The organism is Cytobacillus sp., from assembly GCF_964223445.1.
GTDB lineage: Bacteria > Bacillota > Bacilli > Bacillales > Cytobacillaceae > Cytobacillus.
Genome location: NZ_CAXQGS010000052.1, coordinates 103596 through 123777 on the forward strand (window position 1 = coordinate 103596; position 20182 = coordinate 123777).

Below are 20182 nucleotides of genomic sequence, written 5' to 3' on the forward strand. Positions count from 1 at the left end.
CTCATTTAACAGAGAATAGACCTTCCGAATCGGAAGGTCTATTCTCGTTCCGGGCTATTGACCATAATGGCCGCCACCTGTATTAATCGATCAAAGAATAGAACCGATGCTGGAATTTGATCGAGCCCCGTTTCCTTGAAGGCCTCTTTCATGCAGGCAAGCCATCTTTGTGCTCTTAAAGGTGTAATCTCGAATGGCAGATGCCTTTGTTTCATGGCCGGCGGTCCAAACTCCTGGCTGTAGAGGGGAGAGCCTCCAAGAAATTGTGTAAGAAACATCCTCTGTTTTCGCTTAATGTCCTCTATGTCTCCTACAAAAAGGGGACTTAATACGGGATCAGCATACACACGCGGATAAAACGCCTCCACAAGCTTTTCAATGGTCTCAGCTCCGCCAATTTCTTCAAAAAGTGTTTTAAAGTCATGCACAATTCTTCACCTGCTTTAATTACATTAATTATATTTGTCATTATATAGAAGTTATTTTAGCTTAAGTGTGATTAAAATCACAGTACGATTATTGGCGAAACTTTTTTCAGCTGTGAACGTAAAGTAAGGAAAGAAATCGAAAGGGTGAGAATATGGAGAAAAAGGGCTGTATTAAATGCGGCAGCAGTGATGCCGGCCAAAAAGAAGTTGCCATGACTGGTACAGGACTTTCCAAAATGTTTGATATTCAGCATAACCGCTTTCTGGTAGTTTACTGTAAAAACTGCGGATACTCAGAATTCTATAATAAAAACTCTTCCACTGCAGGAAACGTTCTGGATTTTTTCTTCGGGGGATAAAAGTATCTGATCATACATTGCCTAATATGGGGCAATGTTTTTCTTTTTAAGAAAAAGATTTTGTTAACTGAAAATAATGTGAGAAAATTATCCAGTACCCTAATTCCTAAAAAGAGGTGAAAGAATGGAAAATTTACAATCTGCTGCAACATTACATAACGGTGTCAAAATGCCGTGGCTGGGACTGGGTGTTTTCAAGGTTAAGGACGGAGACGAAGTTGTCCAGTCAGTTAAATCAGCCATTAAAGCAGGATATAAAAGCATTGATACGGCAGCTGTCTATCAGAATGAAGAAGGTGTAGGCCAGGCAATCAAGGAAGCAGGCGTACCTCGTGAAGAACTATTTATTACCACAAAAGTCTGGAATTCTGACCAGGGCTATGATTCTACAATCAAGGCATTTGAAACCAGTCTTAAAAAGCTGGGTCTGGATTATATCGACCTTTACCTGATCCATTGGCCTGTGAAAGGGAAATATAAAGAAACATGGAAAGCCCTTGAAACTCTTTATAAAGAAAAAAGAGTAAAGGCAATTGGCGTGAGCAACTTCCAGATTCATCACCTTGAAGATCTGATGCAGGATGCTGAAATAAACCCTATGGTTAACCAGGTAGAGCTTCATCCTTTGCTGAACCAGACTGAGCTTAGGGAGTTCTCCAGGAAACAGGATATTCAAATAGAAGCATGGTCACCACTTGCACAAGGAGAGCTTCTTGAAAACGAAGCATTGAAGGAAATTGCCCAAAAGTACAGCAAATCGGTTGCACAAGTGATCTTAAGATGGGATCTTCAGAACGAAATTGTAACAATACCCAAGTCAGTAAAAGAACATCGCATCATTGAAAATGCTGATTTATTTGACTTTGAGCTTACTTCAGAAGATATGGACAAAATCAGCGGCTTAAATGAAAATAGACGAGTAGGTCCTGACCCTGACAACTTCGATTTCTAAATAATGCAGGAAACCGGCAGGCAAAAAGCCTGCCGGTTTCCTTTTATTCCTCAAAATAATCCCGAAATTCTTCTGTATCCGTTTCGCCTTTATTCTTAAAGTAAGGATTATCTTCAGTCGAATTTTCCGGATCAAGATTTGTCTTTATTACAAGCGTTGGCCCCGAAGTATGCCCCGCAATCATCCGATCATCCAGTTCTTCGAAATCCGGCAGCTTTTTACTTCCTGGTTTTATTGGATCCATGGCTGCACCTCCCAATCCATAGCGTGCAATAAGCAGGCGGAATTTATTCACTCATGTTCCTTGATAACTAATTAATGTTTGCACAGGGGGAAAAAAGGATATTAGGGAAGAAAACATTCTTTGGTACATAAACCCACCTTGTGTTGATGGAGGAAGAAACAATGAGTATTTACGAGAATATTTTGGATATCCTGGAGAAAAAGGGAGCTATATCAATCCCTTCCTTGCTTGACGAAATAAATAGACAAAGTAACTTTCAGAATACCAACCGGAAACCGCTTGAATTATCACATGTAAAATCTGTTATCAGCAGAAAAAGAGAAATTTTCCATATAAAAAATAATATTGTCACGATTGATCCTGATAAAGATCCCATCGTTTTAAGTGTCAGCCTTGGCGGTTATCCCGGGCCATGGTACAAAATTGAAGTGGACTTTATCAACGGACGTTTTGCATATTTTGAATGGCATTTAAGTTCGTTCTCACCTAGAAATGAACTGCCTGCAGCTTCAGGCAGCATTGAGGAGTTTAAGAAGGAATTATATCGGCTGAAAATTTGGAAGTGGCAGAAGGAATACCAAAACCCTGGAATAATATTGGATAGTGTGACATGGTCCATAAAGCTGATTACAAAGGCGAATATTTTTGAGAGTCAGGGAATACAGGCATTCCCTAAGGGCTGGGAAAAGTTTTGCAAGGCACTTTCAAAGCTGACAGGTAAATATATCTGCTAAAAAGCTGCTGCTAAGGAAATAGCTGCAGCTTTTTTAGTGTTCTGAAATCATCTTAAGGACAAAACTCTTATCTTCCTCATCAATAAAAAGGCAATATTCTTCTTCCTCCGTAATGTCAAGAAGAAGCTGAAGTTCTTTTGGAATATGGATAGAGCCATTTTCAGATATAAGTCTTTTATTATGGGTTGATTTATAATCGGCCTTCTCAATAATAATTTGATCCTGGTCGAAGCGAAGATCAGCCAGTTTTCCCGGCAAAAGCCCAAATTGGCAGCGCCACTTGCTGGGGAGCAGAATTTTCCCAGTTTTATTGAAATTTTTGCATTTATACATTGTTAACATGCTGATCAGCTCCTTCTTTGGTTGTTAATCTATTACACATATTTAAATGTTCAAACCTCATATTTAAAGCAAATTTAAAAATATCTGCCGTTCATGCGGAAGGAATGAATAATTTTCCTTTAAATACAAAACCTTAAAAAAAAGGTGGGGTAAGATGAAAAAGAAGCTATATTTGGTGCTTATAATTCTCCTTTCCTGGCTGACTGTTCCATTCATAGGCAAAAGGGACTTTAAACGTTTTTATCCGGCAGCCATTTTTATGTGCCTTTATGTTTTATTAGAAGGATTTATTGCTGAAAAAAACAAATGGTGGACTATTAAGGAAAGGCTTCTTCCAAAACTCAGTGGTGAATTGCCAATGATTTTAGGGCCGTTTTTTGCGGGATCTATATGGATATTAAAATTAACCTATGGCAGGCCCTTGCTGTATTTCCTTTTGAATACAGTTGTTGACGCCTTTTTCGCCTATCCTTTTTATACGTGGTTCAAAAAGATCGGGATATGGAAGCTTCTCCGTTTTTCACAGCTGAAGCTATTTATGCTGTTCTTGATGAAATCAATATTCATGTATGTTTTTCATTTGGCATTTGTGGATAAAAAAATATTGTCGGCGTTAGTAGTTAGATTTAGAAATTATTTTAATAAATCCCGAATGAATGAGGAGGGGAGAGAGGATAATGGAAAAAAGAAAAGACATTTCCTGTACAGATGATAAAGATATTCTCCATCATCTAATGGAAGAACAAATTGCTTATATCTGTGTAGAGGAAGAGGAAGAACGGATGAAGGAAGAAACCATGAATAGCGGGAATACTGATTAGGATCTTTTGGGAAAGAGGTAAAAGATGAAGAAATTAATTATCAGCTTTATGGTTTTGATGTTCTTATCGGAGTATATTCCCATTCGGACATTCACTGGAGAAGCGTTTGCAGAAAGACCAGAACCAGCCTATGCAAAATGGGGCAGACTGGCTATGGAAACAGCAAAAGAGAAATACCCTAAAGCTAAAATTCTGGACTACTTGCATATCGGCAGAGAAAAGAGACAAACGACAGACATTGAAAAGTTCAAGCTATGGATAGAGGATAGCGGCAAAGAATTCGGTTTATATATTGATATTGAGTTTGATTCAAAAACTGAGAGAGTAATCAGGATTAATACGCGAAGATCAGCTAATTAAACTGCTCGGTATCAAACCAGGACTTCATCATAGTGAAGCCCTGGTTCCTTATTTCTCAAATTCAAATTTTGAATAGCAATCAATCGCGAAGTCTGCATAGGGGTTAGGATTGCGAAACGCACAGGTGCTGATGCCAATCTGTCTGGCAGGCATTAAATCTGTATCCTGGTCGCCAATCGCCAAATCAATATGATACCGCCGATGAAGATATTCATAGGATTCCGGATGTGGTTTTAAGCTGAACCCATCAAATTCAGGGCAGATGACTTCTGCAAAATAGGAATTAAGTTTCCAATATTCAAGCAGCTCCTCTGTGGATTGCCGGTTCCGATGGGTTACCATCACATTTACATTATTTTGTTCTAAAATATTCCTTACATATGGGAATAATGGCTTCTTATCATGCTTAAAAGTTGCTTCCATTTGACGAAAATCAGCAATTTTTTCCGGTGAAACATTAAATTTCTGATAGGCTGTCCCGTTTTTAAGAGGCGTAAGAACTTCTTGAGGATCCAGCTCTTTGCCGGATATGCGAATAAAAGACTGGACCAGAGTAGGCCATGTATCCAGAATGGTGCCATCTAAATCCCAGAGAACATTCATATAAATTTCCCTCCTTGCTATGTAACCATTGTAAAGGTTTTAAAAAGGGATAGGCAAATACCCGGCAATTTTTTTATTTGCCGGGTTATTACTATCTTAATACATTAAAATATCTTGCTTCCGGATGGGCAAAAACCATTGCAGATACAGAAGCTTCCGGCTCCATCATGCATTCTTCCGTAAGCTTAACTCCGATATCTTCAGGCTTTATTAGTTTAAATAGCTTTTTCTGATCCTCAAGCTCTGGGCATGCAGGATATCCATAAGAAAAGCGCTGTCCCTGGTATTTCGCTGCAAAACGGTCTTTCATTGTCATTTCAACTGGATCAGGGAATCCCCAGCGATCCCGTATTTGACGATGGATCAGCTCGGCAAGCCCTTCAGCTGTCTCCAAAGCGAGCGACTGCAGAGCGTGGCTTTCCAGGAATCTGCCTTCCCCTTTTAAACGGTCTGCTATACTGCGTATTCCTTTCCCGGCTGTAACAGTAAAGAAGGAAACATAATCCATTTGACCGCTTTCTTTTGATTTAAGGAAGTCTGCCAGACACAGGAATGGCTCTGTTTCCTGGCGCGGGAACTCAAACGTTTCAATGACCGTTTGTTCATCTTCATCATAGATATACACCTTATCGCCATCTGCTTGGGCAGGGAAGAATTGATAAACTGCTTTAGGCTCAATCCAGTTTTTCTCTTTTGCTTCAGCAATCAGTTCATCAACCATTGCGTTAATCTTAATCGCTTTTTCATCTTTTTCCGCAAGAAGCTTTTGCAGGTTTCCTTTTAAGCCAAGGTGATGGCCAATGAGCATTTGCTTATTTATATACGGCTCTATATGCGAGAGGGAATATGTTTTCAGCAGATGCCTCTTTAAATCTTTTGGAACAAAAACTGGCACTTTTGTGCTGACTGTTGGTTTAGGCTTTACTGCAACTGCAACCGATCCGCGGTCAAAAGGGACTGCATTCAGCACGGCTGCCTGTTTTTCTGCCTGCTGGATCCGCAGTTTCTCCGCTTCTTCGGGCTCCTGAAGCTGATTGGCTATAGAGAGTCCATTCATCGCATCCTTGGCATACAGTACAAGTCCATCATATTCCTTGGAGATTTTAGTATCTGTGAACTTTCTCGACAGTGCAGCTCCGCCTACTAATATCGGAATATCGATTCCTGCCTGCTTCATATCATGGGCCGTAATGACCATCTGCTGTGCGGATTTAACAAGCAGACCTGACAGGCCGACCATATCCGGATTCTCACGCCTGATTTTTTCAATCAGTTCAGCAGGGGAGACCTTGATTCCCAGGTCTATTACTTCATATCCATTATTGCTTAAAATAATATCTACAAGATTTTTCCCAATATCATGGACATCGCCTTTAACGGTTGCGAGGATGATTTTCCCCTTGGAAGAAGATTGTGCAGCGTCTTTTTCCATATAAGGTTCAAGATGAGCAACAGATGCTTTCATTACCTCTGCACTTTGAAGGACTTCTGCAACAATCAGCTGGTTATCATTGAACAATCTTCCTACTTCCTTCATTCCATTCATTAAAGGCCCATTAATGATATCAAGGGGAGCAGGGTATGCTTGCAGGGCCAGATCAAGATCAGGCAGGAGCCCTTCTTTTGTTCCCTCCAGAATATAATAAGCGAGGCGTTCCTCAAGTGTCATATCCGGAAGAACACTTTTGCTTTCTTTCTTTTTATCCCGGTAAAAATCTGTGAAAATGGCAAGTGATTCATCAGTAGTTTCAAAAAGAAGCTTTTCAGCCATTAAGACCTCTTCTTTTGAGATAGAAGCAAATCTTTCGAGTTTCTCCGTATTCACTATCGCATAATCGAGGCCTGCCTGAGTGCAGTGATACAGAAATACTGAATTTAATATCTCCCTGCCGACAGGAGGAAGGCCGAATGAAACATTACTGATTCCCAGTATGGTTTGTACCTCCGGGAAAGCTTCTTTAATAAGTCTTATCCCATCTACAGTTGCCTTTGCAGACCCGATGTATTGCTCATCCCCTGTGCCGACAGGGAAGACGAGAGGGTCAAAAATAAGATCCTCAGGCGGAATTTGATACTTGTTTACAAGCAAATCATACGAACGCTTTGCAATTTCAAGTTTTCGTTCAGCCGTAACGCCCATTCCGACTTCATCTATCGTACCTACTACCACAGCTGCACCATATCGATGGATGAGAGGAGCTATAGCTTCGAATCTTTCTTCGCCATCCTCCAGATTAATGGAATTAATGATGGCTTTCCCCTGAGAATAGGTAAGGGCCTTCTCGATAACCAGTTCGTCTGTTGAATCAATGACCAGCGGGACCTTAATTTTTTTCACTAATTCCCTGATAAAGTTTTCAACATCCTGCATTTCATCACGGTCAGGGTCTGCAAGGCATATATCAATTACATGGGCTCCGCCTTTTACCTGTGCTCGGCCAATCTCAGCAGCTTCCTCAAACTTACCTTCAGCAATCAGTCTTTTAAACTTGCGTGAGCCAATTACATTTGTGCGCTCGCCGACCATTATGGGCCTTAATGTCGGGTCGTCATAAATCAGAGGTTCAATTCCAGAAACTTTGTGCAGTGAATTCCCCTCATAATTCCTTGGTTTATAATTTTCAACCGACTCAGCAATTGCCTGGATATGTTCAGGTGTGGTTCCGCAGCAGCCGCCCACAATATTCAGCCAGCCTTCCTTGGCAAAGCCCTCAAGCTTGCTCGCCAGTGATTCGGGAGTTTCATGGTACTGTCCTTCTTCATCAGGCAGTCCTGCATTGGGATAGCAGCTGACAGCAGTGGATGCCAATCCTGATAAGGAACGGATATGGTCCTGCATGAATTCAGGGCCTGTCGCACAGTTAAGTCCAACTGCCAGAGGTTTCATATGTTCCAGAGAAATATAAAATGCTTCAATCGATTGGCCTGCAAGAGTTGTACCCATCGGTTCAATCGTTCCCGAAACGATGAGCGGAAGTTTTATTCCCGTCGTTTTTGATGCATTTTCAATGCCGATAAAACCAGCCTTCACATTCAGCATGTCCTGGCTGGTTTCAAGGAGGAGAAGATCGGCTCCGCCGTCAATTAACCCTCTGGCTTGTTCTTCATAAGCTGTTATCATTTCTTCAAATGTAGACCCGCCGGTAACACTCAGCGTCTTCGTAGTAGGTCCCATGGCACCAGCCACATATCTCGGCCATTCAGGGGTTGAAATGCTGTCTGCCGCTTCCCTGGCAATTTCAACAGCAAGTTTATTTAGTTCATAAGCTTTTTCTTCCAGATCGTAATCTGCCAGAACAATGCTGGTTGCGCCAAAGGTATTGGTTTCAATAATATCTGCGCCGGCTTTTAAATATTCAAGGTGAATATGTTCAATCACAGAAGGAGCTGTTATATTTAAATACTCGTTGCAGCCTTCATATTCTTCGCCGCCAAAGTCATCCGCGGTAAGATTGGCTCTCTGCAACATGGTGCCCATTGCTCCATCCATGATCAGGATCTTCTTTTTCAGCTGCTCCTGCAGTGATGGTTTATGCATGTTGTTTCCTCCTTGAAAGCCGTTCGGTTGTCTCACGGGCATAGTTTGATAGTTCGACCGTCATTTCATAGCGCATAAATGGAGTGATAAGGTAAATGCCATTAAACAGCTCTGCCGCGGCATCGATCAGTGACTTCGCAATGGCAATGCCTTCAGCTCCAGCCTGCGCAGGATCATCTTTCAATGAAGCCATTCGGTTTCTAATACTGTCGGAAATTTTGATTCCCGGTACTTCATTATGAAGAAACTCGGCATTCCGGCTGCCGGTAAGGGGCATTAGGCCTATATAAACAGGTGCTTTTAAATCTTTCACAGCCTCATGAACTTCCAGCAGCTTCTCTTCAGAAAAAACTGGCTGCGAGATGAAATAATCCGCACCATGTTCAATTTTCTTTTCAAGCCGTCCAACAGCTTTTTCCAATGAGCGGACATTGGGGTTAAAAGCGCCTGCAACTGAAAAAGCAGCTTTCTGGCCAAGATCTTTCCCTGAAAAAGATAACCCCTCATTCAACTGCTTGATCATACTGATCAATTCAAATGATGAGACATCATATACGGAAGATGCTCCTGGAAAATCACCGACACGTGCAGGATCACCCGTAACAGCAAGAATATCATTTAATCCAAGTGCATGCAGCCCCATTAAATGGGATTGCAGTCCAATTATATTTCTATCCCTGCAGGTCACATGAACAAGCGGGCGCAATCCTGTCTGCTGCTTGACGAGATAGCCAAGCGCAGAGTTGCAAACCCGGGGGGAAGCAAGGGAGTTATCTGCAAGTGTAATAGAATCTATTCCGGCTTCCTTCAATGCTTCTGCACCTTCGAAAAAGCGTGAAGTATCAAGCTTCCTCGGGGGATCCAACTCAACAATGACAGAAGGCCTTTCCCTGACAATATCCTGAAGAGGGGGGAGCTCTCTTGATGATGATGGCTTTTCAGAAACAATGATTTTATTAATTGCCTTTGCCTCTTTTTCCTCGATTGGCGGAAGTCCTTTTAAAACGTCAGAAAACGCCTTGATATGGTCAGGTGTTGTTCCACAGCAGCCTCCAAGCAGGCGGACACCCTGATTTCGGAATTCAATTGCTGACTGGCGGAAATATTCTGCATCTCCTTCATAATGAAATTTGCCGTCCGTATAGGCTGGAATACTGGCATTTGGATAGGCAGAAAGATAGGCATGCTTTGGCAAAGGTACACTTTCGAGAGTTTTGAGCATATGATGCGGACCAAGCCTGCAATTGATTCCCACAACATCTGCACCAATGCCCTCAAGCTTTGTTAAAGCATCAGCGATAGAAGTCTGGTTCTGAAGAACACCCGCTTCCTGAAGAGATACCTGTGCGATAATCGGCAAATCAGTTTCTTTTCTGGCAATGGCAAGAACTGTCTCAAGTTCTTCAAGGTCGTAATAGGTTTCCAGTAAAATACCATCTACATCCTCTAGCAGCAGGCAATAAAGCTGCTCTCTGAAGCTTCTTTTTATTTCTTCAAGGGTAATCATGTTGGGCTTGAATCCTCTGATCCCGCCGATTGTACCAGTGACATATGCCTTTCCCTTGGCAGCTTTTTTTGCAATCCTTGCTGCAGAACTGTTAATCTCCTTAACGGAGTCCTCCAGTCCATATCGCTGCAGCTTCAGATAATTCGCCGCATACGTATTTGTTTGGATCAATTCAGCACCTGCGCCAATGTACGCTTCATGGATGTGCTGGATCTGTTCAGATTGTGAGAGATTTAATTCCTCAAAACAGCTGTCGGTACCATAGGAGTACAGAAGAGTTCCCATCGCGCCATCTGCTATGATGATTTCATTCTTTAATTTATTAAGGAAACTCAAAGTATCACCCCCGCTGTAAAATCGAATGCTTTGTTTGTACGGCAGCAGATAAAGCTGCCTTGAAATCTTCTATAATATCATCTGCACTCTCCAGGCCAACAGATAGACGAAGAAGACTGTCCGTTATTCCACGCTGCTCCCGTTCGGATGCAGGCATGGCTGCATGTGACATTTTTGCAGGGTAGGAGAGGATGGATTCAACAGCTCCCAGACTTACTGCAAAAACGGGTATTTTGGCATTCTCAACAAATGTTCTCATCGATAGCTCATCTTCAAGCTCAAAAGATAGGACGGCACCTGCGTTTACTGCCTGATTTTTCTGGATTTCATATCCGGGATGATCTGCAAACCCTGGATAATGCACCTTTTTAACTGCAGGGTGATCATTAAGGAAACCAGCAATTTTTTCAGCTGACTTCACAGACTGATCAAGCCTTACCTGCAAAGTTTTAATACCTCTCAGCACAAGCCAGGCATCCTGAACACCCAGAACAGCTCCAAAGGAATTCTGAAGAAAAGCAAGTTTTGCACCTAATTCAGGATCCTTCACAACCGCCAGGCCAGCAACGACGTCGCTGTGTCCGGATAAAAATTTGGTTGCGCTATGAAGCACTATATCTGCACCTAAAGAGAGCGGTTTTTGAAGGGCAGGGGTCAGGAATGTATTATCCACAAATGTCAGGGCTCCATGCTGTCTTGCAAGTGAACTGATGGCCTGTATATCTGTCACTTTCAGCAGCGGATTGGAAGGAGTCTCTACATAAAAAACCTTCGTGTTTGGACGGATTGCTTCTTTTACTTCCTCAAGATTTGTCATATCAACAAATGTGTGCTCTATGCCAAAACGGGACAGGACTTCTGTTGTCATGCGATAGGTTCCGCCATATACGTCTTCTGTAATGACTACATGATCTCCCTGTGATAAGAGCAGGAATGCTGTAGAAATGGCAGCCATACCAGAAGAAAAGGCAAACCCTTTAATACCTTCTTCAAGCTCCGCGATGACTTCTTCAAGTGCTTCCCTTGTTGGATTCAGGCTGCGGCTGTAATCATATTTTCCGAACGCATCAATATCTTTTTGATGAAAAGTGGAGGCATGCTGGATTGGTACACTGACAGCTCCTGTTTCCGGGTCGAATTTTTGATTATTGTGAAGTAATTTCGTTTGGAATGTGTAATTCGAACTCATCGTACTGCCTCCTTAACAACCTTTGCAAAAGCATGTTCAAGATCCGCCTTCAAATCTTCTGCATTTTCGATTCCAACCGAGAAACGCAGAAGCCTATTACAGACTCCGGTTTCAATGCGGATTTCTTCAGGAATGTCCGCATGTGTCTGGGTTGCTGGATACGTTATGAAACTCTCGACTCCGCCAAGGCTTTCTGCAAAGGAGATAAGGGAGAGGCTCTGCAGAAATGGATTCACCCAGGATTCATCCTTAATTCGGAAAGATATCATGCCTCCCTTGCCTGGATAAAGGACATCCGTTACTGCATCGTGGCCCGATAAAAATTCTGCTAATTCCTTCGCATTTTCTCCATGCCGTTCCATGCGGAGGGAGAGTGTCTTCATGCCTCTGATGAGCAGCCATGAATCAAACGGGCTGAGGACAGCACCTGCGGCATTGTGGTTCATAGCAAGGGCTTCGCATAACTCTTTGCCTTTTGCGACAACTAAGCCGGCAAGGACATCATTATGCCCGCCAAGATACTTTGTTGCACTATGGATAACAATATCAGCTCCAAGCTTTAACGGCTGCTGAAGGAGAGGTGTATAAAACGTGTTATCGACGATAAGGAGGATATTATGCTTTTGGGCAATGTCTGCAATCGATTGAATGTCAGTCTGTTCCATCAGCGGATTAGTTGGAGTTTCCAGAAATATTGCCTTGGTCTTTTCTGTGATTAAAATTTCCACATCTTCCGGATTGCTGGTATTTACATATTTGCACTGAAGTCCCCACTTCTTGAAGCCCTGTTCTAGCAGACGATATGTACCCCCATATAAATCCTTGGATACAATCCATTCATCTCCGGATTTAAAAAGAGATAGTATGGTAAGAATTGCGGCCATTCCAGAACTGCAGGCATAGCCTTGATCGCCTTCTTCCAGATCGGCAATTGCCTTTTCAAGCAGCTGGCGGGTGGGATTGCCTGTTCTGCTATAGTCAAAGCCAGTTGACTGCCCAATGCCTTCATGGCGATATGCCGTGGAAAAATATACAGGCGGATTGACTGCACCTGTTGCTGACTCGCTTCTGTTGCCGATTTGCGCTAATCTGGTGTCAATTTTATACATGCTTGTAACCACTCCTTAGTAAAAATAAAAAAAGCCTTCTATAAGAAGAAGACTTTTTAATGTGATCAGCCATTCTTCTTATCTTTCAAGTTTTTAAGAAACTTGCAGGAATTAGCACCTTTTCAATCAAATATATGATTGCTGGTTGCTGAGGCGTCGTCGGGCCTTACCCTCGACCTCTCTGGATAAGAAATCAAATATTAAATTTTCTCTAAACTTTACTACACTAAACCGCTAATCGTCAACACTTTTTTGAATATTTTATGTTATAAAAAATATCCGCTCAGTTGTTTTGAGTCTGTTTGCCCTAAGCGTCCGTTTTTAAGGGGGGAATGAAGAAGATTTGAACAAAAAAACTTTCCATCATATTCTGGAAAGTTTTTAAGGGTATTTATTCTTCAATCAAATCGTTAACCGGCACATCAATTTCTTTTTCAGAATCTGCCTTTGTGTAAATACGTGCTGTCTTAGTCTGCTCATCTACATGCTGAATGATGACCGGATTGCCATTGAAAGTAACACTATACATTTCAGCAGACTCAGCAATCTCTTTTGCTCTGCCAATATTCATGGAAAAACCTCCTGAATTTGAATAACTTTAATGTGTCTTAAAAACACTCAAATTATTCTTTTGAAAAAACCATGGCATAAAATGTTAGAAGTGAATCGCTTTAAAGTTCAGAATATTTGTTTTATAATGAAGGCAAATGATATAATTCTTGGAGGGAAGCTAATATGCGAGAACATAGCCACTGCCGCCACCGGTTTGCGGAATCCGAAGGACCAGCAGTATTCCAGACCATGGATGGCATTGAAGTAAATGTTTCTGGTTCCATGTTCGAAAAATGTACAACTTGCGGCCATTTTGATTTTCCTGTGGAAACGAGAGAAGCAATTGAATCTTCCCTAAAAGAAAACAGAAAAAATGCGAATGCAGCGAAACAAATTTATATTAACTTAGTTGAGACTTTTTAAAGCCGAACAGCACTTCGGCTTTTTATTTTTGCCTCTTTTTAAAACCACCCAGTTATTTCTTATTTATAATTGTTTAACATTTAACAAAACATTTTATTAGAATAAGTAATTACGAAAAAAATTTTTTTAATAGTTTTCCACTATATTCATGTTTTTATCTTTGTACAACTAGATTTTCCGTGTTAGAATAACTGTGGAAACGTTTTATCCTCTGAAAAATATTATTATTCGTAAAAATAAAACGTTAATGCCATCTTATAGATGGGTAATGTATTTTCAGGGGAGAAAAATGTATTTGAATTATTTACTTAAAACAGTTATGGAGGTAATTTTCCATGAAAAAGCCATCGAATGGTGAGGGACCTTTTGAACAAGGATTTCATGGCCCCAACCTTGGCTACGTTATTGAACTATATGAAAGATACTTAGAGGATCCATCATCTATTGATCCTGAAATGAAAGATTACTTTGAAAGAAACGGTTCCCCTTTAGCGAGTGAAGGAACTCCGCAAATGGCTTCATCAGCAAATCAGCCAATGAATGCCGGACAGCTTGAAAAAACACTTGCTGCAATTCGCCTTGCTGATAATATCCGCACATATGGCCACCTGGCTGCAGATATTTATCCGCTTGGTAACAATAAATCTGAAAGTGCATTATTCGAACTGAGTAAATATGGCTTAACTGAAAATGATTTAAAAGAGATTCCTGCCGGTGTCATTACTAAAGACGCCACCTATCCATTACGCAACGGACTTGAAGCAATTGAATTCCTGAAAAGTGCTTATATGGGACCAATTGCGTTTGAATTCCAGCATATATTTGATGAAAACGAAAAAGACTGGCTTCGCCGTAAAATAGGGGCCAACAGCCACAAACTGTCAATGCAGAAGGCGGAAAAGCTGAAAGTTTTAAGAAGACTGACTGAAGTGGAGGAATTTGAAAAGTTCCTTCATAAAACATTCGTTGGTCAGAAAAGATTCTCAATTGAGGGTCTGGATACAATGGTTCCATTACTGGATGAAATTGTTTCCGAATCCGTTTCTGATGGAGCCAAAACGATTAATATCGGCATGGCCCACCGCGGAAGGTTAAATGTTCTTGCACATGTGCTTGGAAAGCCATATGAAATGATCTTCGCGGAATTCCAGCATGCGCCAAATAAAGAACTGGTTCCTTCCGAAGGATCTATCGGAATCAATTACGGATGGACAGGCGATGTTAAATATCACCTTGGTCTTGATAAACAGATCAAAGATGAGAATACGACCATAGCCAGACTGACATTAGCAAATAATCCGAGCCACCTTGAATTTGTTGGTTCACTGGTTGAGGGCTACACCAGAGCTTCACAGGATAATAGAACAAAAGCAGGTTATCCTGAAGTAGATCCAAAAGCTGCTTTAGCCATTATCATTCATGGAGACGCAGCCTTCCCAGGACAGGGAATTGTTGCAGAAACACTTAACCTTGGGCAGCTGACTGGCTATAATACGGGCGGTTCAATCCATATCATTGCCAATAACACAATTGGTTTCACAACAGAATCACATGATTCACGTTCTACCAGATATGCAAGTGACCTTGCCAAAGGGTATGAAATGCCAATTCTTCATGTTAATGCAGATGAACCTGAAGCAGTAGTCGCAGCGGCAAGAATTGCTTGTGAATATCGTGCTAAATTCCAAAAAGATATCCTTATTGACTTAATCGGATACCGCCGTTTTGGACATAACGAGATGGACGAGCCTATGACGACTAATCCTCTTATGTATAACATTATTCGCAAGCGTCCAACCGTGAAAGCGCTGTATGCTGATAAGCTTTTAAATGATAAGATCATTTCCAAAGAAGAAGCAGAAGGCATTCATCATGATGTCCTGGAAAAAATGAAGGCTGCCTATGAAAAAGTTCCAAAAGAAAAAAAGGAGGCAGAGTTAACCAATCCGCCTGAAACAGTCGAAAAGGGTCTGCCAAAAATTAAAACAGCTGTGTCTGTTGATAAATTAAAGCAAATTAACGAAGAATTATTAAAATGGCCAGAGGATTTCAAAGTGTTTGATAAACTCGGCAAAATTCTGCAGCGCAGATTGGAAGCGCTTGAAGGCGACGGCAAGATTGATTGGGGACTTGCTGAAACACTGGCTTTTGCAACCATTCTATCTGATGGTACGCCTGTCAGACTGACTGGCCAGGATTCTGAGAGAGGTACATTTGCACAAAGAAACGTTGTTTTGCACGATCATACAACTGGAAAAGCGTATTCACCTTTGCACAAGCTTTCAACTGCCAAGGCATCTTTCGCTGTCCATAATAGCCCATTATCTGAAGCTGCTGTAGTAGGCTTTGAATATGGCTATAATGTATTCGCTCCGGAGACGCTTGTTCTATGGGAAGCTCAGTATGGCGATTTTGCTAATGCGGCACAGGTAATGTTTGACCAGTTTATTGCTGCTGGCCGTGCTAAATGGGGCCAAAAATCAGGTCTTGTCATGCTTCTTCCACATGGCTATGAAGGACAGGGACCTGAACATTCAAGTGCACGCCTGGAAAGATTCCTGACTCTAGCAGCAGAAAACAACTGGACAGTTGCCAATCTTTCTTCTTCAGCACAGTACTTCCATATCTTAAGAAGACAGGCAGCCATTCTCGGAAAAGAGGAAGTTCGCCCGTTAGTGATCATGTCTCCTAAGAGTCTGCTGCGCAATCCGAATGTCGCTTCAAATGGACTGGAATTGAGCGAAGGAGAATTCAAGTCTGTTATGGAACAGCCTGGCCTTGGTCAAAATCACGAAAAAGTGAAACGCATCATTCTTGGAACAGGTAAAATCACAATCGATTTATCAGAAAACCTGAAAAACTACCAGGATCAGGATTGGTTCCACATTTTACGTGTGGAAGAAATCTATCCGTTCCCAATGGATCAAATTAAAGAAATATTAACCCGCTATCCGAATGTGGAAGAAATCGTCTGGATTCAGGAAGAACCAAAAAATATGGGAGCATGGAATTTCGTTGAACCAAGACTGAAGGAAATTGCCGGAAGTGATATAGACGTCACATATATCGGAAGAAGACGGCGTTCAAGCCCTGCTGAAGGTGACCCGACTGTTCATAAGAAAGAACAAGCACGCATAATAGATGAAACCCTATCGAAGTCTAATGGGCAGTAAAACTCCCGCATTAAGACTAGATAGATGGATTGAAATAGATTTAGCAGGAGTCAAACTCCCCGTATAGGCCAGATTGGTGAGATACAGTGAAACTTGCCGATGCGCAGGCAGGGGCTTAAGTTGAACCAATCGGGTTCGTAGTGTCGATAGATCGAGGCGTTAGCGGAGATCTTAGCGACACTAGAACGCGACTAACAATCAGTGGGAAAAATCTCCTACTGATTGAAGTTTCACTTTAACACGCAAGCAATAAGGAGGAAATTAAGGTGGCAGAAATCATAGTTCCGGAATTGGCAGAATCCATTACAGAAGGTACGGTGGCACAGTGGCTAAAACAGCCTGGTGACACTGTAAATAAGGGTGACTATGTTGTAGAACTTGAAACTGATAAGGTAAATGTTGAAATAATCTCTGAACATAGCGGTGTTTTACAGGAAATTAAAGCCCAGGAAGGCGACACGGTTAATGTAGGTGAAACCATTGCTATCGTTAATGAAAGCGGAGAAGCTGCACCTGCTCCAGAAAAAGCGGAAGAAAAGCCTGAGGCTCCTAAAGCTGAACAGCCAAAAGCAGAGGTTCTGCACGAACAGCCAGCGGCTGAAGAAAAAGCTGGCGGACAGCGTCCGATCGCTTCTCCCGCAGCACGCAAGCTGGCAAGAGAAAAAGGGATTGACCTAAGCCAGGTGCCGACAGCTGATCCACTGGGCAGAATCAGAACCCAGGATGTTGAGTCCTTCAATCCAAATCAAGCAAAACAGCAAGCACAGCCGCAAAAACCGGCAGCAGCTTCAAAACCTGCAGAACAGCAGGCCGGCGGAAAAGAAGTGGAACGAATCAAAATGTCCCGACGCCGCCAGACAATTGCAAACCGCCTTGTAGAAGTTCAGCAAACTGCAGCGATGCTGACTACATTCAATGAAGTCGACATGACAAATGTGATGAACCTTCGCAAGAAGCGCAAAGATAAATTCTTCGAAGAAAATGATGTTAAGCTTGGTTTCATGTCATTTTTCACAAAAGCGGTAGTTGCAGCCCTTAAGAAAAATCCTTATTTAAATGCTGAAATTCAAGGCAATGAAATTGTCCTAAAAAAATTCTATGACATTGGTATTGCCGTGTCAGCACCAGAAGGTCTTGTAGTTCCGGTTGTACGTGATGCAGACCGCAAAAACTTTGCTGAAATCGAAAAGGATATTATGGACCTTGCGGTGAAGGCCAGAGACAACAAACTTGCCTTATCAGACCTGCAGGGTGGAAGCTTCACTATCACAAATGGCGGAGTATTTGGATCCATGATGTCTACGCCAATCCTTAACGGACCACAGGTTGGTATTCTTGGAATGCATTCCATTCAATTGCGCCCGGTTGCAATTGATGCTGAAAGAATGGAAAACCGTCCTATGATGTATATCGCACTTTCTTATGACCACCGAATTGTTGACGGCAAAGAGGCTGTCACATTCCTGAAACGCGTCAAGGAACTGATCGAAGATCCTGAAAGCCTTCTTTTTGAAGCATAATAAAATGACAAACCAGAGCGGAGATTCGCTCTGGTTTTATTTTTTATTATGGAAAATTATTTGCATTAAGGAAACATTGTACGTGTTATGAATATTATAATAAAAAAGCAGGTGATCAGCTTGAGAAGAAGGCAGATGAAGATACTCCAATATAGTACAGTGTTAAAGAAACTAGGAGTTCTAAGTGAACAAGAATATGAAAATATTAAAAAAGCAAATAAACTGCCAAAATCCTTGCGAAAATATTAAAAAAAGCGGGAATAGCTCCCGCTCTACATACCCACTAAGTATTTGGCAAATTAATATTAAGTTGAAACTTACTCTTTAAACGGCTTCAATCCCCGTTTTTGAATCTCCGTTTTTAATATCCTAATCCATTCCTTTTCAGACCCCGACTTCAATGCATCACGATACGAGACGACCAGCTGTTCATTACTCATAATTTTCATTATGCATACCTCCTGGTTAAATGGATTGAATATTCTATTTTTAATTATTGTAAAGGTTTTTTAAGTTTTTGTGAACCCTTTATAAAGAAAAGATTTATTTCATTATGATGACATTTTCTGCAGGCTCATTTCAGCAGCTGATAGTGGACTGGAATACAAACCGAAGGTAAGATTTATATAAATAGATTGTATAAAGGAGGAAGCCGATAATGAATCTGGCACTGGACCATCTCGTCCACTTTATTAAAGCTGATCCATCTGAAGCAGCGGCGAGGTGGAGGAATGAGGGATATAAAGCAGTATTGGGAGGAAGCCATGAAAACTGGGGGACATATAACAGCCTTTTATATATCGGACAGTCATACATTGAATTTCTATCAATTGAAAAAAATCATATTGCCGCTGATGCTGAAAATCCGCTCATTAACCAGCTGACAGATGAACTCCCTTTAGGGGATGGCCTCGGGCAGCTTTGCTTCCGAACCAGTAATATTGAAGACCTAAGGATTGAATTAAAGAAAAAGGGCTTTGAGACCCTTCCGATTTTTAAAGGAAGCAGAAAGAGGCAGGATGGCAGCATGCTTTCATGGAAGATGCTGTTCTTTAAAGAAAACCCCGATTATAAATATCCTTTCTTTATTGACTGGGGTGTGGAAGACGATAGAAGATTTGAAGAACTGAGACATCTTGGCTTTATTGATGAAAACCTTGAAAATAAAAAAATCGAAGCAGTATTTATTGCCTCCAATGACTGTGAAAAGTCTGCGGAGTCCTGGAAGGCTATTATGCCAAATTCCATGGGTGATGTTTACATAAGCAACGATGGAAAAGAAAAGAGGGCATCCATTGAAATTGGATCAGCTAATATCACCTTTTGCCAGCCATTGCAGAATGAAGGAAAGGCTATTGAAGTCCTGAAAAAAAGGGGGGAGAAGCCCTTTGCTGCCCAGTTCTCTCCTGGTCTTGAAAAAGAAATAAATCTATTTGAAACTGTTTATTTTTAAATGGGACGGAACTATTTTAGTTTAAACATAAGGAAGCTGCTCTTATAACAAGGGGCGGCTTTTTATTATTAAAGAATACAAATTTGATAAATTAAGAGATATGAAACTGGAGCCGGAAAAATTTATAAGTTATTAATATATGAAAATATTGAATATTCAGCAATATATGATAACATAAAATGAAAGCGTTTTTATATCAGCATCTTAGAGAACTCTTCACACATTAATTAGATCATCATATACCAAGGAGGATTTCTGGATGACGGAATTATTGAATCTAACAGTAGGGAAGCTCCTGGAGGAGAAAGCCGGTCTTCACCCGAATCATGAAGCTGTAGTTTACGAAGATCGCGGGCTCCGAATGAGTTATAAGGAGTTTAATGGATACTGCAGGATTTCTGACAAAGGGTTTATGAAGCTGGGTCTTGAAAAAGGAGAGAACCCATTTTGCCTGTTGAGAACTGGCAGGTAAGCCATTCTGGCGTATTGGTTGACCATGCGGCAATATGCTCTCCTTTTTCAAGACCCAGCTTCATAAA

The 20182-nt window shown here is 41.4% G+C and carries 20 protein-coding genes, 1 pseudogene and 1 riboswitch; of the genes and pseudogenes, 11 read left to right on the forward strand and 10 right to left on the reverse strand.

The features are described from left to right. Positions 1–38 precede the first annotated feature (38 nt). Positions 39–428, reverse strand: a complete 390-nt coding sequence (locus ACEQ1T_RS09595) for a globin (RefSeq protein WP_370222677.1) — start codon at positions 426–428, stop codon at positions 39–41. A gap of 152 nt (positions 429–580) precedes the next feature. Between ACEQ1T_RS09595 and ACEQ1T_RS09600 the strand changes: the two genes are divergently transcribed. Further along, the gene (locus tag ACEQ1T_RS09600; RefSeq protein ID WP_206839723.1) at positions 581–787 is read left to right on the forward strand and encodes a zinc ribbon domain-containing protein; all 207 of its coding nucleotides are present in this window, start codon (positions 581–583) and stop codon (positions 785–787) included. A gap of 124 nt (positions 788–911) precedes the next feature. Then, complete coding sequence (locus tag ACEQ1T_RS09605; RefSeq protein ID WP_370222678.1) at positions 912–1739, forward strand: aldo/keto reductase; 828 nt, start codon at positions 912–914, stop codon at positions 1737–1739. 43 nt (positions 1740–1782) lie between these two features. Here ACEQ1T_RS09605 and ACEQ1T_RS09610 read toward each other — a convergent pair whose 3' ends face one another. Further along, positions 1783–1983 (reverse strand): hypothetical protein, encoded by a 201-nt coding sequence (locus ACEQ1T_RS09610; protein WP_206839727.1) that lies wholly within the window; start codon positions 1981–1983, stop codon positions 1783–1785. Positions 1984–2144: 161 nt separating this feature from the next. On the opposite strand from ACEQ1T_RS09610, the gene ACEQ1T_RS09615 reads away from it, so the two are divergent. Then, on the forward strand, positions 2145–2717 hold the full coding sequence (locus ACEQ1T_RS09615; protein ID WP_370222680.1) for a hypothetical protein: 573 nt from the start codon (positions 2145–2147) through the stop codon (positions 2715–2717). 33 nt (positions 2718–2750) lie between these two features. Here ACEQ1T_RS09615 and ACEQ1T_RS09620 read toward each other — a convergent pair whose 3' ends face one another. After that, on the reverse strand, positions 2751–3059 hold the full coding sequence (locus ACEQ1T_RS09620) for a hypothetical protein (RefSeq protein ID WP_206839731.1): 309 nt from the start codon (positions 3057–3059) through the stop codon (positions 2751–2753). A 154-nt stretch (positions 3060–3213) separates the two neighbouring features. Here ACEQ1T_RS09620 and ACEQ1T_RS09625 point away from each other — a divergent pair, with 154 nt between their 5' ends. Genes ACEQ1T_RS09625 through ACEQ1T_RS09635 form a run of 3 tightly spaced genes read left to right on the forward strand, consistent with a single transcriptional unit; the run spans position 3214 to position 4240 of the window. Continuing rightward, positions 3214–3771: a hypothetical protein gene (locus tag ACEQ1T_RS09625; RefSeq protein WP_206839732.1), complete on the forward strand. Its 558-nt coding sequence runs from the start codon at positions 3214–3216 to the stop codon at positions 3769–3771. Further along, a complete protein-coding gene (locus ACEQ1T_RS09630) occupies positions 3737–3880 on the forward strand; it encodes a hypothetical protein (RefSeq protein ID WP_206839733.1) in 144 nt (47 codons plus the stop codon). The genes ACEQ1T_RS09625 and ACEQ1T_RS09630 overlap by 35 nt, the downstream gene beginning before the upstream one ends. A gap of 24 nt (positions 3881–3904) precedes the next feature. Next, entirely contained in the window at positions 3905–4240 is a 336-nt protein-coding gene (locus ACEQ1T_RS09635; protein WP_206839734.1) for a DUF3889 domain-containing protein, read from the forward strand. A gap of 48 nt (positions 4241–4288) precedes the next feature. Here the strand turns inward: ACEQ1T_RS09635 and ACEQ1T_RS09640 are convergent, their stop codons facing one another. The 6 genes from ACEQ1T_RS09640 to ACEQ1T_RS09665 form a co-directional block, all read right to left on the reverse strand. Next, positions 4289–4843, reverse strand: coding sequence for an HAD hydrolase-like protein (locus ACEQ1T_RS09640; RefSeq protein WP_206839735.1), 555 nt, complete (start codon positions 4841–4843; stop codon positions 4289–4291). Positions 4844–4934: 91 nt separating this feature from the next. Further along, positions 4935–8381 (reverse strand): methionine synthase, encoded by a 3447-nt coding sequence (metH, locus tag ACEQ1T_RS09645; RefSeq protein WP_206839736.1) that lies wholly within the window; start codon positions 8379–8381, stop codon positions 4935–4937. Continuing rightward, entirely contained in the window at positions 8374–10224 is a 1851-nt protein-coding gene (locus tag ACEQ1T_RS09650) for a bifunctional homocysteine S-methyltransferase/methylenetetrahydrofolate reductase (protein WP_206839737.1), read from the reverse strand. Before ACEQ1T_RS09650 ends, metH begins: the two co-directional genes overlap by 8 nt. Before the next feature lie 4 nt (positions 10225–10228). After that, on the reverse strand, positions 10229–11413 hold the full coding sequence (gene metC / locus ACEQ1T_RS09655) for a cystathionine beta-lyase (protein WP_370222682.1): 1185 nt from the start codon (positions 11411–11413) through the stop codon (positions 10229–10231). Next, positions 11410–12522: a methionine biosynthesis PLP-dependent protein gene (locus ACEQ1T_RS09660; protein WP_206839739.1), complete on the reverse strand. Its 1113-nt coding sequence runs from the start codon at positions 12520–12522 to the stop codon at positions 11410–11412. The genes metC and ACEQ1T_RS09660 overlap by 4 nt, the downstream gene beginning before the upstream one ends. Before the next feature lie 75 nt (positions 12523–12597). Beyond that, positions 12598–12714, reverse strand: a riboswitch (SAM riboswitch). A 199-nt stretch (positions 12715–12913) separates the two neighbouring features. Then, positions 12914–13093, reverse strand: coding sequence for an H-type small acid-soluble spore protein (locus ACEQ1T_RS09665; RefSeq protein ID WP_206839742.1), 180 nt, complete (start codon positions 13091–13093; stop codon positions 12914–12916). Between the two features lie 164 nt (positions 13094–13257). On the opposite strand from ACEQ1T_RS09665, the gene ACEQ1T_RS09670 reads away from it, so the two are divergent. The 3 genes from ACEQ1T_RS09670 (at position 13258) to odhB (ending at position 18190) form a co-directional block, all read left to right on the forward strand. Next, complete coding sequence (locus ACEQ1T_RS09670; protein ID WP_206839743.1) at positions 13258–13497, forward strand: hypothetical protein; 240 nt, start codon at positions 13258–13260, stop codon at positions 13495–13497. A 335-nt stretch (positions 13498–13832) separates the two neighbouring features. Then, positions 13833–16670, forward strand: a complete 2838-nt coding sequence (gene sucA / locus ACEQ1T_RS09675) for a 2-oxoglutarate dehydrogenase E1 component (protein ID WP_370222683.1) — start codon at positions 13833–13835, stop codon at positions 16668–16670. A gap of 266 nt (positions 16671–16936) precedes the next feature. Further along, entirely contained in the window at positions 16937–18190 is a 1254-nt protein-coding gene (gene odhB, locus ACEQ1T_RS09680) for a 2-oxoglutarate dehydrogenase complex dihydrolipoyllysine-residue succinyltransferase (protein WP_370222684.1), read from the forward strand. Positions 18191–18507: 317 nt separating this feature from the next. Here the strand turns inward: odhB and sda are convergent, their stop codons facing one another. After that, positions 18508–18639: a sporulation histidine kinase inhibitor Sda gene (sda, locus tag ACEQ1T_RS09685; RefSeq protein WP_009334545.1), complete on the reverse strand. Its 132-nt coding sequence runs from the start codon at positions 18637–18639 to the stop codon at positions 18508–18510. Between the two features lie 209 nt (positions 18640–18848). Here sda and ACEQ1T_RS09690 point away from each other — a divergent pair, with 209 nt between their 5' ends. Continuing rightward, entirely contained in the window at positions 18849–19643 is a 795-nt protein-coding gene (locus ACEQ1T_RS09690) for a VOC family protein (RefSeq protein ID WP_206839747.1), read from the forward strand. A gap of 259 nt (positions 19644–19902) precedes the next feature. Further along, a pseudogene (locus ACEQ1T_RS09695) lies at positions 19903–20085 on the forward strand (AMP-binding protein); the annotation flags it as partial. Positions 20086–20182 lie beyond the last annotated feature (97 nt).